At 66.2% G+C, this 14810-nt stretch carries 12 protein-coding genes; 2 read left to right on the forward strand and 10 right to left on the reverse strand.

What is annotated here, in order from left to right; genetic code table 11:
* Positions 1-3: 3 nt before the first annotated feature.
* The 8 genes from AC2EBS_RS09435 to AC2EBS_RS09470 form a co-directional block, all read right to left on the reverse strand.
* On the reverse strand, positions 4-1158 hold the full coding sequence (locus tag AC2EBS_RS09435; protein ID WP_484728137.1) for an NAD(P)/FAD-dependent oxidoreductase: 1155 nt from the start codon (positions 1156-1158) through the stop codon (positions 4-6).
* 16 nt (positions 1159-1174) lie between these two features.
* A complete protein-coding gene (locus AC2EBS_RS09440) occupies positions 1175-2305 on the reverse strand; it encodes an acyl-CoA dehydrogenase family protein (RefSeq protein WP_484728138.1) in 1131 nt (376 codons plus the stop codon).
* Positions 2292-2717 (reverse strand): hypothetical protein, encoded by a 426-nt coding sequence (locus AC2EBS_RS09445; RefSeq protein ID WP_484728139.1) that lies wholly within the window; start codon positions 2715-2717, stop codon positions 2292-2294. Before AC2EBS_RS09445 ends, AC2EBS_RS09440 begins: the two co-directional genes overlap by 14 nt.
* Before the next feature lie 11 nt (positions 2718-2728).
* Positions 2729-3400: an SDR family oxidoreductase gene (locus tag AC2EBS_RS09450; RefSeq protein ID WP_484728140.1), complete on the reverse strand. Its 672-nt coding sequence runs from the start codon at positions 3398-3400 to the stop codon at positions 2729-2731.
* A 63-nt stretch (positions 3401-3463) separates the two neighbouring features.
* Positions 3464-4642 carry an acetyl-CoA C-acyltransferase gene (locus AC2EBS_RS09455; RefSeq protein WP_484728141.1) on the reverse strand — a complete coding sequence of 393 codons (1179 nt, stop codon included), beginning with the start codon at positions 4640-4642 and terminating at the stop codon, positions 3464-3466.
* A gap of 38 nt (positions 4643-4680) precedes the next feature.
* Complete coding sequence (gene aceK / locus AC2EBS_RS09460) at positions 4681-6495, reverse strand: bifunctional isocitrate dehydrogenase kinase/phosphatase (RefSeq protein ID WP_484728142.1); 1815 nt, start codon at positions 6493-6495, stop codon at positions 4681-4683.
* A gap of 22 nt (positions 6496-6517) precedes the next feature.
* Positions 6518-7198, reverse strand: a complete 681-nt coding sequence (can, locus tag AC2EBS_RS09465; protein ID WP_484728143.1) for a carbonate dehydratase — start codon at positions 7196-7198, stop codon at positions 6518-6520.
* 89 nt (positions 7199-7287) lie between these two features.
* The gene (locus tag AC2EBS_RS09470) at positions 7288-8466 is read right to left on the reverse strand and encodes an isovaleryl-CoA dehydrogenase (protein ID WP_484728144.1); all 1179 of its coding nucleotides are present in this window, start codon (positions 8464-8466) and stop codon (positions 7288-7290) included.
* Positions 8467-8866: 400 nt separating this feature from the next.
* Between AC2EBS_RS09470 and AC2EBS_RS09475 the strand changes: the two genes are divergently transcribed.
* On the forward strand, positions 8867-9580 hold the full coding sequence (locus tag AC2EBS_RS09475) for a Bax inhibitor-1/YccA family protein (RefSeq protein WP_484728145.1): 714 nt from the start codon (positions 8867-8869) through the stop codon (positions 9578-9580).
* Between the two features lie 39 nt (positions 9581-9619).
* On the opposite strand, the gene AC2EBS_RS09480 is transcribed toward AC2EBS_RS09475, so the two are convergent.
* Positions 9620-10102, reverse strand: a complete 483-nt coding sequence (locus tag AC2EBS_RS09480) for a cyanophycin metabolism-associated DUF1854 family protein (RefSeq protein ID WP_484728146.1) — start codon at positions 10100-10102, stop codon at positions 9620-9622.
* Complete coding sequence (locus AC2EBS_RS09485) at positions 10099-12390, reverse strand: cyanophycin metabolism-associated ABC transporter (protein WP_484728147.1); 2292 nt, start codon at positions 12388-12390, stop codon at positions 10099-10101. Before AC2EBS_RS09485 ends, AC2EBS_RS09480 begins: the two co-directional genes overlap by 4 nt.
* 210 nt (positions 12391-12600) lie before the next feature.
* On the opposite strand from AC2EBS_RS09485, the gene AC2EBS_RS09490 reads away from it, so the two are divergent.
* A complete protein-coding gene (locus tag AC2EBS_RS09490) occupies positions 12601-14778 on the forward strand; it encodes a cyanophycin synthetase (RefSeq protein WP_484728148.1) in 2178 nt (725 codons plus the stop codon).
* Positions 14779-14810: the final 32 nt, after the last annotated feature.

The following is a 14810-nucleotide window of genomic DNA, read 5'->3' on the forward strand; positions in this document are numbered from 1 at the left end:
TCTTCAGCGCCTGAAGCGCGCCGGGCTCATGCGCGCCGGCTCCACGCCTTCGCGCTGCAGGCCCGCGCTCAAGGGCTGATCCAGCAGCAGCGCCGCCGCCAGCTCGGACGCGCCGGCCGCGCTCTGAATGCCATAGCCGCCCTGGCCGGCCAGCCAGAACAGGCCGTCGCAGGCGGGGTCGAAGCCGATCACCAGCTCGCCATCGGGCACGAAGCTGCGCAAGCCCGCCCAGGCGCTGTGCGGGCGGCGGATCTGCAGCGTCGTCGCGGTCTCGATGTTGTAGATGCCGGTGGCGATGTCCAGTTCCTCCGGCTGCACGTCGTGCGGCCGCACCACGTCGGCATTGGCGGGCGAGCCCAGCATCTGGCCGGCATCGGGCTTGAAGTACCAACCCTCGTCGACGCCGGCCACCAGCGGACAGCGCGCCAGGTCCAGGCCCTCGGGCGCGGCGAACGTGAAGGCGCTGCGGCGTTTGGGCTGCAGACCCACCGGCGCCGCACCGGCGCACTGCGCCAACTCGTCGGCCCAGGCACCGGCGGCATTGACCAGCACGCCCGCGCGCGCCGCACGGCCATCGGCGAGCAGAAGCTGCCAGCTCGCATCGCCGACATCGCGGCGTGCGTGGCGCAGCCGCGCCGAGGTCCACAGCTGCACCCCGCCAGCGCGCGCGCCGCGCAGAAAGCCCTGGTGCAGCGCATGCACCTCCAGATCGGCCGCATCGGCCTCGAACACGCCGCCCAGCAGCCCGTCGGCGCGCAGCACCGGCACCCGCGCCAGCGTCTGCTGCGCGTCGAGCCGCTGTACCGCGGTGCCGGTGGATTGCAGCTCGGCCTGCATCGTGTCGAGCAGCGCCTCCTGCCCCTGCCAGCCGACGTAGAGCGCACCGCGCGGCGCCGCCATCAGCGGCACGTCGGCGAAGCCCGCGGGCGGCGCGCTGTAGAAGCTGCGGCTGGCGCGCGTCAGCGCGCGGGCCTGCGGCGGGCCGTAGCTCTCCATGAACATCGCCGCGCTGCGCCCGGTGCTGTGATAACCCGGCTGTTCCTCGGCTTCGAGCAGCAGCACGCGCGGGGCCGCGCCGGACTGCGCCAGGCGCCAGGCCAGCGAGGCGCCGGCGATGCCCGCACCGACGATGGCGATGTCGAAGCGCGGTTCGTTCATCGCTGCGTCGATTCGATCAGACCAGCGCGCGTCCGATGAGGATCTTCTGCACCTCGGACGTCCCTTCGTAGATCTGCGTCACGCGCACATCGCGGTAGATGCGCTCCACCGGGAAGTCGCTGACATAGCCATAGCCGCCATGGATCTGGATCGCCGCGGAGCAGACTTCTTCAGCCATCTCGCTGGCGAAGAGCTTGGCCATCGCCGCTTCCTTCAGGCAGGGCTGGCCGGCGTCCTTCAGGCTGGCGGCATGCCAGATCAGCTGACGCGCGGCCTCGATCTGCGTGGCCATGTCCGCGAGCTTGTGCTGCATCGCCTGGTGCTCGAAGATCGGCACGCCGAAGGCCACGCGCTCCTTGCTGTACTTCAGCGCCGCCTCGAAGGCCGCGCGCGCCATGCCCACCGACTGGCTGGCGATGCCGATGCGGCCGCCCTCCAGACCGCTGAGCGCGATCTTCAGACCCTGGCCTTCCTCGCCCAGCAGGTTGGCCGCCGGCACGCGGCAGTTCTCGAACAGGATCTGCGCGGTGTCGCTGGCATGCTGGCCCATCTTGTCCTCGATGCGCGCCACCGTGTAGCCGGGCGTGTTCGTGGGCACCAGGAAGGCGCTGATGCCCTTCTTGCCGGCAGCCTTGTCGGTGACGGCCATCACGATGGCCACGTCGCCGTTCTTGCCGCTGGTGATGAACTGCTTGACGCCGTTGATCACGTAATGGTCGCCATCACGGACCGCGCTGGTCTTCAGCCCGCCGGCTTCCGAGCCCACATGCGGCTCGGTCAGGCAGAAGGCGCCGAGCATGTCGCCTCGCGCCAGCGGCTTGAGGAAACGTGCCTTCTGCTCCTCGTTGGCGAAGGCCATCATGATCGAGCAGACCGGGCAGTTGTTGACGCTGACCACCGTCGAGGTGGCACCATCGCCGGCCGCGATCTCTTCGAGGATCACCGCCAGCGCCAGATAGTCCAGGCCCGCGCCGTCGTACTCGGTGGGCACGGCCACGCCGTAGCAGCCCAGTGCCGCCAGACCTTTGAGTTCAGCGGCGGGGAAATGATGGTTCTTATCCCACTCGGCCGCCTTGGGCGCGATCTGCTCCTGCACATAGGCGCGGATGGCGTCCTGGATGGCGCGGTGGTCTTCACTGAGCAGCATGGTTTCGGGTCTCCGATAGGTCTTCTTGGTAAGCAGTGCAGAACAGCACCTTCCAGCCGGCAGGCAGATCTGCCAGCTGATAGCCGGTGCAAAAGCGTTGCAGCACCTCGCCGCTGGCACGACTGAGCGTCCACGCGACATGGGTGAAGGCATGCTGGGGGCCCAGCGCCACATGGTCGCGGATCTCGTACGACCAGGTATGCGGCCCGACGTCGCGGTAGATGCCGCACAGCGCATGCATGTTCGCGCGCATCGGTGCGTCCTCGGCCCACCATGTCAGCCGTGCATGGCCATCGCGGCTGTCGGTGATGGCGCTGCTGTGGTGCCAGAGATCTGCAACGGCATCGCCATCGCCGGCGTTGAACGCGTCCCGATAGCGGTCGAAGAAGGCCTGCGACTGCTGAAGCGTCATCGCCCGCTCTCTCACCAGGCCAGCGCCTGGCCGTCGTAGTTGAAGAAGCTGCCGTTGTGCTCGGGCTTGAGCGTGGCCAGCACCGAGCGCATGCCGGCAACGCTGGTCTGCACGTCGATGTCGGCGCCGGCGCCGCCCATGTCGGTGCGCACCCAGCCGGGATGGAAGCTCACGCAGATGGCCTTGCCCTGCAGTTCCAGCGAGGCGTCCTTGAGCACCGAGTTCAGCGCCGCCTTGGAGGCGCGGTAGAGCCAGCCGTGCGTGCCGGCGCGCAGACCGATCGAGCCCATGCGCGAGGAGATCACCGCCAGCCGCGCGCCGGGGGCCAGCGCATCGACGAGCTGCGGCAGCACGCGCATCGCTCCCAGCACATTGGTGTGCATCACCGTATCGAAATCCGCCGCAGTGGGCGTCTGCAGACCGTCGGTGCGAGGGCCGAAGACGCCGGCGCAGATCACGACGACGTCGAAGGCCTGACCATCGATCTGCCAGGCCAGGCCGGAGGCACTGGCGGTGTCGGCCACGTCGAGCTTGAGCGCCGTGGCCCCGAGCTCACGCAGCGACGCCAGGCTGGCCTCGCTGCGCGCGGTGGCGATCACGCGGTCACCCGCGGCACGGTACTGGCGCACCAGTTCGAAGCCGATGCCGCGCGAGGCACCGATGACAAGAACCTGCTGCGCCATGTGCCGTGTCCTTTCAGCTTCAGATCATCTCCACGCCAACGGCTCGACGGCCGACGTGGAGCTTCACAGGAGCTCCACGCCAACGGCCGTCGCCTCGCCGCCGCCGATGCACAGCGCCGCGACGCCGCGCTTGAGGCCACGCTTCTTCAGCGCGCCCAGCAGCGTGACGATGATGCGCGCGCCAGAGGCGCCGATCGGATGGCCCAGCGCCACGGCACCGCCGTTGACGTTGACGATCTCGTGCGGCAGCTTGAATTCGGCCATCGCTGCCATGGTGACGGCGGCGAAGGCCTCGTTGACTTCCCACAGGTCGACGCTCTTGGCGTCCCAGCCGTTCTTCTTCAGCAGCTTGTCGATCGCGCCGACCGGTGCGGTGGTGAACCACTCCGGCGCATTGGCATGCACCGCGGTGCCGACGATGCGCGCCACCGGCTTCAGGCCCATCTTGGCCGCGGTGCTCTCGCGCATCAGCACCATTGCGGCGGCGCCGTCGGAGATCGAGCTGGAGGTGGCGGCGGTGATGGTGCCGTCCTTCTTGAAAGCGGGCTTCAGGCCGGCGATCTTGTCGAGCTTGGCCTTGAAGGGCTGCTCGTCCTTGCTGATCACGGTGTCGCCGCCACGGCCGGAAATCGTCACCGGCGCGATTTCCCAGTCGAAGCTGCCGTCCTCGTTGGCACGCTTGGCGCGCTCGGTCGAGGTGATCGCGAACTGGTCCTGCGCCTCGCGGCTGAAAGCGTACTTGGCCACGCACTGTTCGGCGAACACGCCCATGGCCTTGCCGCGCTCGTAGGCATCTTCCAGGCCGTCCAGCGCCATGTGGTCGTACAGCGCGGCACCGCCGTACTTGATGCCCTTGCGCGCGAACATCAGGTGCGGCGCATTGGTCATCGATTCCATGCCGCCGGCGATCAGGATGTCGGCGCTCTCGGCCTTCAGCGTGTCGTGGGCGAACATCGTCGCGCGCATGCCGGCGCCGCACATCTTGGACAGCGTCACCGCGCCGACCGACTGCGGCAGGCCGGCCTTGAGCACCGCCTGGCGCGCCGGGGCCTGACCCTGGCCAGCCATCAGGCAGTTGCCGATGAAGGCTTCCTGGATCGCGTCGCCGGGCACGCCGGCGCGCTCCACTGCGGCCTTGACGGCGACAGCGGCGAGTTCCCAGGCCTGCAGGCCGGCGAAGTCACCCAGCAGGCCGCCAATAGGCGTGCGGGCAGCAGAAACGATGACGATGGGATCGGACATGGCGGACTCCTGTCGATGTGTGGGCTAGAAAGCGGTGTTTACTGGATGGGCAGCTCGCGGTCGTCGGGCTCGGCCGGCTCGGGCAGAGCCGCTTCGCCCTTGGGCGGCTTGGCATAGAAGCGCTTGTGCGCTTCGTAGGGGAACACGTCGTGCACATGGCCGGCGAGGATGCGTTCCTTGTGGCCTTGCCAGAACTCGGCGTCGAGCAGGTCGGCGTGATGCTTCATGAACACGTCGCGCACGCCCGGATGCCCCAGCAGGAAGGGGCCGAAGGTTTCCGGGAAGACATCGCGCGGGCCGACCTTGTACCAGATCTCCCCGGACATCTCGTCTTCCTCGTTGCGCGGCGCCGGCACCTTGCGGAAGTTGCAGTCGGTGAGGTACTCGATCTCGTCGTAGTCGTAGAAGACCACCTTGCCATGGCGGGTGACGCCGAAGTTCTTCCACAGCATGTCGCCGGGAAAGATGTTGGCGGCCACCAGGTCCTTGATGGCATTGCCGTACTCGACCACCGCATGCTCCAGCTGGGCCGGCGTGGCCTCCTGGATGTAGATGTTGAGCGGCACCATGCGGCGCTCGATGTAGACGTGCTTGAGGATCAGGTCGCTGCCCTGCTCCTCGAGCAGGCTGCCGCAGAAGGTCTTGAGCTCCTGGATCAGTTCATCCTCGAAGCGCGAGCGCGGAAAGGCCACATTGCTGTACTCCAGCGTGTCGGCCATGCGGCCGACGCGGTCGTGTTGTTTCACCAGCAGATACTTGCTCTGGATGAGTTCGCGCGTGGTGTCCTTCTGCGGCGGGAAGTAGTCCTTGATCAGCTTGAAGACGAAGGGATAGCTGGGCAGGTCGAACACCAGCATCACCATGCCCTTGATGCCGGGCGCGATGCGGAACTTGTCGCTGCTGTGGCGCAGGTGGTAGAGGAAGTCGCGGTAGAACAGGTTCTTGCCGTGCTTCTGCAGGCCGATGGCGCTGTAGAGCTCGGCGCGCGGCTTCCTGGGCATCATCGAGCGCAGGAACTGCACGTAGGCGCTGGGCACCTCCATGTCAACCATGAAGTAGGCGCGCGCGAAGCTGAACAGCATCAGCAGATCATCTTCGCCGAACAGTGCCGCATCGATGTAGAGCCGGCCCTTGCGGTTGTGCAGGATGGGCAGCGCAAACGGCGTCTCGGTGAAGCCGTTGATGATCTTGCCGACCAGATAGGCGCCCTTGTTCCGGTAGAACAGGCTGGACAGCACCTGGATCTGGAAGTTGGTGCGCCAGCGGAACAGGCCCAGCTCCTTCTGCACCGCGCCCAGCACATGGTCGATATCGCGGCCCAGGTCCTCGAACTCGCGCTGCAGACGGAAGTTGTCGACCACGCGGACCAGCGTCTCGCGCAGGGTCTCGCGCGTCGGGTAGTAGGCGCGGAAGGTCGGCGTCGCCGCAGGCTCGTCGTTCTCGATGTACTCGGTGGAGACTGCAGGGCGAACAAAGATGAAGTCGTTGTGGAAGTAGCTGTGGTGCAGGATGCGCGTGCACACCGAATTGAAGAAGGTCTCGGCCAGCTCGGGTTGCCGATGGTTGGTCAGCAAGCCGATGTAGTGCAGCTTGACCTGATGCCAGACCTCCATCGGCAGCTTGCTGGCCTGGAAGCGCTGTTCCAGCAGCTCGCCCGCCTCGGCGACACGGGTGTCGTAGAACTCGATGCGCTCGCGCTGGGCCTTCTGCTGGCCATGCCAGTCGGCCTGTTCGAAGCGGCGCTTGGCTTCGGCCGTGGTGGCGCGAAACAAGCGGTAGTGCCGGTTGAAGCCGCCCAGCATGGTCTGCGCGATCTCGAAGGCACGCGAATCGGTCAGCTTCTGAGGAAACATCGAGGCTCCAGACGTCCGTGGCTCAAACCGACGAGCTTAGGCGCACGCCCTCGTAGCGCAGCTTGACCGCGCGCAAGGCCTGCTGGAAGGCCGGCGCCAGCTGTTCAGGCGCGGCCACCGTGATGCGCAGGTCCTGCAGCAGCCCATTGTGCAGGCCATAGACCCAGCCATGCACGACAACCTCCTGGCCTCGCGCCCAGGCCTCCTGCACCACCGTGGTCTGACAGGCATTACGCGCCTGTTCAAGCACATTGAGTTCGCACAGGGCATCGACGCGAACCTCGGCCTGCAAGGAATCCAGCCACTCCTGGTGGTGGTTGCGCACGTCCTGCACATGGCGCAACCAGTTGTCCACCAGACCGACGCGCTGGTCCAGCAAGGCAGCCTTCACCCCGCCACAGTTGCTGTGACCGACGACGATGATGTGCTTGACCTGCAGCGCATCGACGGCGAATTGCATCACCGACAGGCAGTTCAGATCCGAGTGCACCACGACGTTGGCGACGTTGCGATGCACGAACAGCTCGCCCGGCAGCAGGTTCACCAGCTCGTTGGCGGGCACGCGGCTGTCGGCACAACCGATCCAGAAGTACTGGGGCGTCTGCTGCTTGAGCAGACGCGTGAAGAAGCCAGGCTGACGGGACTCGGTCTCGGCGGCCCACTGCTTGTTGCTATCCAGCAGCTCCTGCAGTTCGGTACTCATCGGACCATTGTCGCAGTGCACAAATCGGCGCGTCTAGTTCATGCGGCCGTACATATCGGCTGGGGGCTTGCTGTCGACTCCCTTGACCATCACATGGTCTCGGCAAACAGCTCGCGGCCGATCAGCATGCGGCGGATCTCGGAAGTGCCGGCGCCGATCTCGTAGAGCTTGGCATCGCGCCACAGCCGGCCCAGCGGGTATTCGTTGATATAGCCGTTGCCGCCGAAGATCTGGATGCCCTCGCCGGCCATCCAGGTGGCCTTCTCGGCGGTCCACAGGATCACCGAGGCGCAGTCCTTGCGCACCTGGCGCACATGCTCGCTGCCCAGCAGGTCGAGGTTCTTGGCCACCGTGTAGGCGAAGCTGCGCGCCGCCTGCAGCACGGTGTACATATCGGCAACCTTGCCCTGGATCAGCTGGAATTCGCCGATGCTCTGGCCGAACTGCTTGCGGTCGTGGATGTAAGGCACGATGTTGTCCATCACCGCCTGCATGATGCCCAGCGGGCCGCCGGTGAGCACCGCGCGCTCGTAGTCCAGGCCCGACATCAGCACCTTGGCGCCGTTGTTGACACCGCCCAGCACGTTCTCCGCCGGCACCTCGACGTTCTGGAACACCAGCTCGCCGGTGTGCGAGCCACGCATGCCCAGCTTGTCGAGCTTCTGCGCGATGCTGAAGCCCTTCATGCCCTTCTCGATCAGGAAGGCGGTGACGCCGCGCGCGCCCAACTCGGGTTCGGTCTTGGCATAGACCACCAGCGTGTCGGCGTCGGGGCCATTGGTGATCCACATCTTGCTGCCGTTGAGGACATAGTAGCCACCCTTGTCCTCGGCGCGCAGCTTCATGCTGATCACGTCCGAGCCGGCGCCCGGCTCGCTCATCGCCAGCGCGCCGACATGCTCGCCGCTGATCAGCTTGGGCAGGTACTTCTTGCGCTGCGCGTCGTTGCCGTTGCGCTTGATCTGGTTGACGCAGAGATTGCTGTGCGCGCCGTAAGAGAGACCCACCGAGGCGCTGGCGCGGCTGATTTCCTCCATCGCGACCATGTGGGCGAGATAGCCCATGTTCGCGCCACCGTACTCCTCGCCGACAGTGATGCCCAGCACGCCCAGCTCACCCATCTTGCGCCACAGATCCATCGGGAACTGGTCATTCCGGTCGATCTCTGCCGCCCGCGGCGCAATCTCGGCCTGGGCAAATTCGCGCACTGCATCGCGCAGCGCGTCGATGTCGTCGCCGAGTTGGAAATTCAGGCCGGGCAAGTTCATGGGCGTCTCCTTCGATACTGGCGGTGGATGCTGGCGGCGGAGCGGGTCCACCGACAGACAGACAAGCAACACAGGCAGTTCAACTGCTGACTTACGTTTACGTAAACGTCAATTCTAAGCACAAGCGCCGAAGCAGCGACCCGGGGGACGCACGCTTGACCATCGCTTCAATCTGAGCTGAGGACTGCAGGCAAGCCATAGAAGATGGGCAGTGCGTGATGCAAGCTGACGCACGCCCTGGCGACCGGCTGCAAGCCGGAAGGCGGCCTGCAGCCCCAGCCCTGCCCCAATACACTCCTGTTTTTTCGAAGTTTTCTTCAGCGGATCTCTGCTTTTTCAAGATCTCTCGATGGCCTAGCCTGCGCGCGTCCGACACTACCTTTGCCCTAGGAGGCCATCCATGGACTTGCATAGCCACTCCAACCACGATCGCAGCAGCGGCTCGGCCCCGGCGATCGCCCTGCCGCACGGCCACGCCGCGGCGCACAGCCCGGCCGTGCAGCGCGTACTGCGCAACACCTATGCCCTGCTGGCCATGACGCTGCTCTTCAGTGCCGGCACTGCCAGCGCCGCGCTGGCGTGGAAGCTGCCCGCTCCCGGCCTGATCTTCAGCCTGATCGGCAGCTTCGGCCTGCTCTTCCTGGTGCACAAGCTGGCGCGCAGCGTGTGGTCCTTGCCGGCGATCTTTGCCTTCACCGGCTTCCTCGGCTACAGCCTGGCGCCGCAGTTGAATGCCGTGCTGTCCATGCCCGGCGGCAGCCAGAGCGTCACCATGGCCCTGGCTGCTACAGGTGCAAGCTTCCTGGCACTGTCGGCGATTGCCCTGGTCAGCCGCCGCGACTTCAGCGGCATGGCGAAGTTCCTCTTCATCGGCATGGTCGTGGCGCTGGTGGCCGGACTCGCCGCGGCCTTCTTTGAGATCCCCGCGCTGGCGCTGACGGTGGCAGCGATGGTGGCGCTGCTTTCCGCCGGCTTGATGCTGATGGAAACAAGCCGCATCGTGAACGGCGGTGAGACCAACTACGTGCTCGCCACGGTGGGCCTGTACCTGTCGATCTACAACATGTTCAGCGCGCTGCTGGCGCTGTTCGGCATCGGCAACAGCCAGGAGTGACCCCCGCCTGAAGTCGCCTGCGCCCAGCGCGCAGGCGCTTCAGAGAAAGCGTTCGAGCAGTTTCTTCGACTGCTTGTCCAGCGCAAAGCGGTCGGGCACCTGGTACTGGATGCCATGGCTGCTGCTGATCAGCAGACGGCCATTGCCGAGGCGGCGGATGTCCTCCTCGGTCCGCAGAATGAATTGCGTGTCGCCTCGGTCCGTGCTCACCGACCACAGGCTGGGCGTGGAAAAGGTCGACACCTGCCGCAAGGCAAGGATGGTCGGCACGAACTCGCGCGCCGCGAACTCCGCCTCCAGCAGCGCGCGGTCGGCTGCCGGCAGATCGGCAAGCCTGTCGATCCACGCCAACTCATGACCATCGCTGCCGATCAGCGAAATGCCTTCGTCCGGCGCACTGATCGGGTGTGCGCGCACCGGATTGACGGCCTCATGCAAGCCCCCCTCAGCATCGACCAGCACCAGGCGACCGAAGGCGTTGCGCGACAGCTGACGGTAGGGAAGAAGAGCAGCGCCGCTCATAGCACCTCCTCGGTATGGGCACTGGGGTTGGGAGGCAGGGCCGGCATGTCCTCCTCGGCCTCAGCCTCGGCACGGCGCGCCTGAGCCTCATACAGGCGCCAGTAGGCACCACGCTTGGCCATCAGCTCGTCGTGCGGGCCCACTTCGACGATATGGCCGCGGTCCATCACCACCAGACGATCGGCCTTGCGCAACGTCGACAGGCGGTGCGCGATGGCGATGGTGGTGCGCCCCTTGACCAGGTTGTCCAGCGCCTTCTGGATCTCCTTCTCGGTCTCGGTGTCCACCGCCGAAGTGGCTTCGTCCAGGATCAGCAGGCGCGGGTTGATCAGCAGTGCTCGCGCGATGGAAATGCGCTGGCGCTCGCCGCCCGAGAGGCCCTGACCACGCTCGCCGACCAGCGAGTCGTAGCCCTGCGGCAGGCGCAGGATGAACTCGTGCGCATGCGCGGCGCGTGCCGCGGCGACGATCTCCTCGCGGCTCGCATCCGGCTTGCCGTAGGCGATGTTCTCGGCGATGGTGCCGAAGAAGAGGAAGGGCTCCTGCAGCACCAGGCCGATGTGGCGCCGGTAGTCGGCCACAGCAATACGACGCAGGTCGACGCCGTCGAGCTTGATCGCACCTTCGGTGACGTCGTAGAAGCGGCAGATCAGGTTGACCAGCGTGCTCTTGCCCGAGCCGCTGTGGCCCACCAGGCCGATCATCTCGCCGGGCTTGATGTCCAGCGAGACGCCGCGGATCACCGCGCGGTTGCCATAGCGGAAGCCGATGTCCTGGATCTGCACACCGCCCTCGACCTTGGGCAGTTGCACCGGCTGCGTCGGCTCCGGCACGTTGGACTGGTGGTCGAGGATGTCGAAGATGCGCTTGGCGCCGGCCGCAGCCTTCTGCGTCACCGAGACAATGCGGCTCATCGAATCCAGCCGGCCGTAGAAGCGGCCGATGTAGGCAATGAAGGCGGTCAGCACACCCACCGTGATGTCGCCGCCGGCGACCAGGTAGATGCCGAAGGCCCAGACCACCAGCAGGCCGATCTCGGTGAGCAGCGAGACCGTGGGCGTGAACAGGCTCCAGGTCTTGTTCAGGCGGTCATTGACCTCGAGGTTGTGCTTGTTCGCGTCCTTGAAGCGCTGTGCCTCGCGACGCTCCTGCGCAAAGGCCTTGACGACACGGATGCCGGGGATGGTGTCAGCCAGCACCGAAGTCACCTCGCCCCAGACGCGGTCGATCTTCTCGAAGCCGGTGCGCAGGCGGTCGCGCACCATGTGGATCATCCAGGCGATGAAGGGCAGCGGCAGCAGCGTGGCCAGCGCCAGCCAGGGGTTGATGGAGAAGAGGATCGCCGCCGTCATCAAGAGCATCAACACATCGGTGATGAAGTCCAGCGCGTGCAGCGAGAGGAAGACGCTGATGCGATCGGTCTCCGAGCCGATACGGGCCATCAGGTCGCCGGTGCGCTTGGAGCCGAAGTACTCCAGTGACAGGCTCAACAGATGCTCGAAGGTGGCGGTGCGCAGGTCGGCAGCGATGCGCTCGGAAGCCAGCGCCAGCAGATAGGTCTTGGCCCAGCCGAGCAACCAGGAGACGATGGCAGCAGCCAGCAGCCCGCCCAGGTACAGAGCCACCAGCGAAGGATCGATCTTCTGCCCCTGCTGGAAGGGGATGAGCACCTCGTCCATCAGCGGCATGGACAGATAGGGTGAGACCAGCGTCGCTGCGGTCGAACCCAGCATCAGCAGGAAGCCCAGCAGCAACTGCCACTGGTAAGGCTTGGCGAAGCGCCACAGGCGCAGCAGCACCCAGGTGGATGGCGGGGTGTGCAGCTCGCGCCGGCAGCTGGGGCACTCCTCGCTCTCGGGCGGCAGCGGCGCATGGCAGCTCGGGCAGTACTCCGGCTCCTCGTCCACCTCGCCGCCAGCGCCGTGGGTCTGCAGCCGCTCGAACTGCTCTGCAAAGCGCTGCATCTGCAGATTGATCTGCAAGGTGAAGCGCCACAGCGCCAGGCGTTGCGTGGCATCCACAAGCTCCAGACTGCCCAGGCCGGCATGGTCGGACAGCCGCAGCTCCAGACCTGGGCTCAGCCGCCATTCGGACCAGGCCCGACTCGCCGGATCCCAAGCCAGAAGTCGTTGGCGGGTCAGCACCAACAGTCCACGCGCGAAGTGCAGGCGCGAGTCCAGGTCAACCTCGACGCTGGCCAGCACGTTCTCGTCCCGCATGAGTCGTGCTGTGACAGCGCTCAGTTCCGGATGCTGCTCCGGCGCGACAACAGGATGGTGATGTTGCATTCTTCTATTTGCCTACGCCGCCCAGGCGCACCGAGGACGCCAGACTGGCGTCATGCCCATACGCAAGGATTTTCACCGAAGCACGACCCGATGGCGAGAAGCGGGCACTAACACTGTCGCCCATCAACCCCGGCGCCCAAAGCGCGCACAATGTCAACCTTGCCAAATCCGGCCCGGCGGCCATCAGCCCTGTCCAGGCGCATTTCCTCCATGAGCAGATTCGAAGACATCAAGCTGTTGCAGGTGAACTACCTGCGTGGTCCAAACATGTGGACCTACCGTCCCGCACTGGAAACCTGGCTGGATCTGGGTGCGCTGGAGGACTATCCGTCCAACAAGCTGCCTGGGTTCAATGAACGCCTGACCACACGCCTGCCAGCGCTGATCGAGCACCATTGCGGTGTCGGAGAGCGGGGCGGCTTCCTAGAGCGTCTGCGCGACGGCACCTGGATGGGCCATGTGCTGGAGCATGTGGTCATCGAACTGCTCAACCTCTCGGGCATGCCCACCGGCTTCGGCCAGACACGCTCCACATCCAAGCACGGCGTCTACCGCATGGTGTTCCGCGCCCGCGACGAGCAGGTCGCGCGCAGCGCGCTAGCCGAAGGCCACAGGCTGCTGATGGCAACGATCAACGACGAGCCCTTCGACGTCGCCGCGGCAGTTGCACGTCTGCGCGACAAGCTGGACGACTGCTATCTGGGGCCGTCGACCGCGGCCATCGTCGCCGCCGCCACCGAGCGCCGTATTCCGCATATCCGGCTGAACGACGGCAACCTGGTACAGCTCGGTCATGGCGCACGCCAACGTCGCATCTGGACGGCCGAGACCGACATGACCAGCGCGATCGCCGAAGGCATCGCTCGCGACAAGGACCTGACCAAGACCCTGCTCAAGGCGGTGGGCGTGCCCGTGCCCGAGGGCGTGGCGGTCGAGTCGCCCGAACAGGCCTGGGCAGCGGCACAGGACATCGGCCTGCCGGTGGTGGTCAAGCCCTCAGACGGCAACCATGCCCGCGGTGTGAGCCTGGACCTGCGCAAGAAGGAAGACATCGAGGCCGCCTTCCATGTCGCCGACAAGGAAGGCTCCGAAGTGCTGGTCGAGCGCTTCATCCCCGGCGTCGAGCACCGGCTGCTGGTGGTCGGCGGTCAGGTGGTAGCCGCATCGAGGGGCGAGGAGTTCTGGATCATCGGCGACGGCAAGCACACAGTGCGCCAGCTGATCGACCTGCAACTCAACAGCGACCCGCGCCGCGGCATCGCCGAGGAATTCCCGCTGAGCCTGATCGTCCTCGAGGACGAGCCGGTGATCGCGCTGGACCTGCAGCGCCAGGGCTTCACGCCGGACTCGGTGCCGCCCACCGGCCATCGCGTGATGGTGCAGCGCACCGGCACCGTCTCCAACGACTGCACGGATCTGGTCCACCCCGAGGTGGCGCACGCGGTCTCGCTGGCCGCGCGCACCGTGGGCCTGGACATCGCCGGCATCGATCTGGTCAGCTCCGACATTTCGCGCCCCTTGAGCGAGACTGGCGGCGCCATCGTCGAGGTGAACGCCGGCCCGGGCCTGCTGATGCACCTGAAGCCGGCCGAAGGCATGCCCCAGCCCGTGGGCCAGGCCATCATCGACCATCTGTTTGCCGAGGACGAAACTGGCCGCATCCCCATCGTCGGCATCGCTTCCTCCGAAGGCGGCCGGCACATTGCCCGGCTGGTCGCCTGGCTGCTGCACCTGAACGGCCGCCATGTCGGCCTGGCCTGCCGCGACGGCCTCTTCCTCGGCACGCGCCGCGTCGAGCGTCGCGACAGCGCCGATTGGTCCGCCAGCCACCGCCTGCTGATGAACCGTGGCGTCGATGCCGTGGTGATCGAGAACGATGCGACGGCCATCCTCGACGATGGACTGGCCTATGACCGCTGTCAGGTGGGCGTGGTTACCGACATGGCGGCCCTCGGACAGCTTGCTGCCTACGACATCGGTACCGAGGAGCAACTCTTCAAGGTCCTGCGCACCCAGGTCGACGTTGTGCTTCCAGAGGGTGTGGCCGTGCTCAACGCCGAGCACCCCAAGCTCGTGGAGATGGGCCCGCTGTGCGACGGCGATGTCATCCTCTACGCGCGGGAGGCTGGCAATGCCCCGCTGTCATCCCACCGCGAGAGCGGCGGTCGTGCGGTCTTCATGCGCGGCGGAGCTGCCGTGCTCGCCGATGGCCACTCGGAGACGGTGGGCGCGAACCTGGCAACCCTGCACCAGCGCTTCGCGGCGGCAGGGATGTCGGTGGCCTCCGACACCCTGCTCGCGGCGGTCGCCACTGCCTGGGCCATGGGCATTCCGCCGGAACTGATCTCGGCTGGTCTCGACACCTTCTCGCCCGAACTCGCCCCCTGAGCCATCGGGCGCACAACCCCTCCTTCCCGAAC

Source organism: Roseateles sp. T103, from assembly GCF_057219915.1.

What these genes read in the sequence shown, in the direction of transcription:
- AC2EBS_RS09435 (WP_484728137.1), bottom strand. Translation starts at nt 1,158, where the DNA reads ATGAACGAACCGCGCTTCGACATCGCCATCGTCGGTGCGGGCATCGCC.
- AC2EBS_RS09440 (WP_484728138.1), bottom strand. Translation starts at nt 2,305, where the DNA reads ATGCTGCTCAGTGAAGACCACCGCGCCATCCAGGACGCCATCCGCGCC.
- AC2EBS_RS09445 (WP_484728139.1), bottom strand. Translation starts at nt 2,717, where the DNA reads ATGACGCTTCAGCAGTCGCAGGCCTTCTTCGACCGCTATCGGGACGCG.
- AC2EBS_RS09450 (WP_484728140.1), bottom strand. Translation starts at nt 3,400, where the DNA reads ATGGCGCAGCAGGTTCTTGTCATCGGTGCCTCGCGCGGCATCGGCTTC.
- AC2EBS_RS09455 (WP_484728141.1), bottom strand. Translation starts at nt 4,642, where the DNA reads ATGTCCGATCCCATCGTCATCGTTTCTGCTGCCCGCACGCCTATTGGC.
- aceK (WP_484728142.1), bottom strand. Translation starts at nt 6,495, where the DNA reads ATGTTTCCTCAGAAGCTGACCGATTCGCGTGCCTTCGAGATCGCGCAG.
- can (WP_484728143.1), bottom strand. Translation starts at nt 7,198, where the DNA reads ATGAGTACCGAACTGCAGGAGCTGCTGGATAGCAACAAGCAGTGGGCC.
- AC2EBS_RS09470 (WP_484728144.1), bottom strand. Translation starts at nt 8,466, where the DNA reads ATGAACTTGCCCGGCCTGAATTTCCAACTCGGCGACGACATCGACGCG.
- AC2EBS_RS09475 (WP_484728145.1), top strand. Translation starts at nt 8,867, where the DNA reads ATGGACTTGCATAGCCACTCCAACCACGATCGCAGCAGCGGCTCGGCC.
- AC2EBS_RS09480 (WP_484728146.1), bottom strand. Translation starts at nt 10,102, where the DNA reads ATGAGCGGCGCTGCTCTTCTTCCCTACCGTCAGCTGTCGCGCAACGCC.
- AC2EBS_RS09485 (WP_484728147.1), bottom strand. Translation starts at nt 12,390, where the DNA reads ATGCAACATCACCATCCTGTTGTCGCGCCGGAGCAGCATCCGGAACTG.
- AC2EBS_RS09490 (WP_484728148.1), top strand. Translation starts at nt 12,601, where the DNA reads ATGAGCAGATTCGAAGACATCAAGCTGTTGCAGGTGAACTACCTGCGT.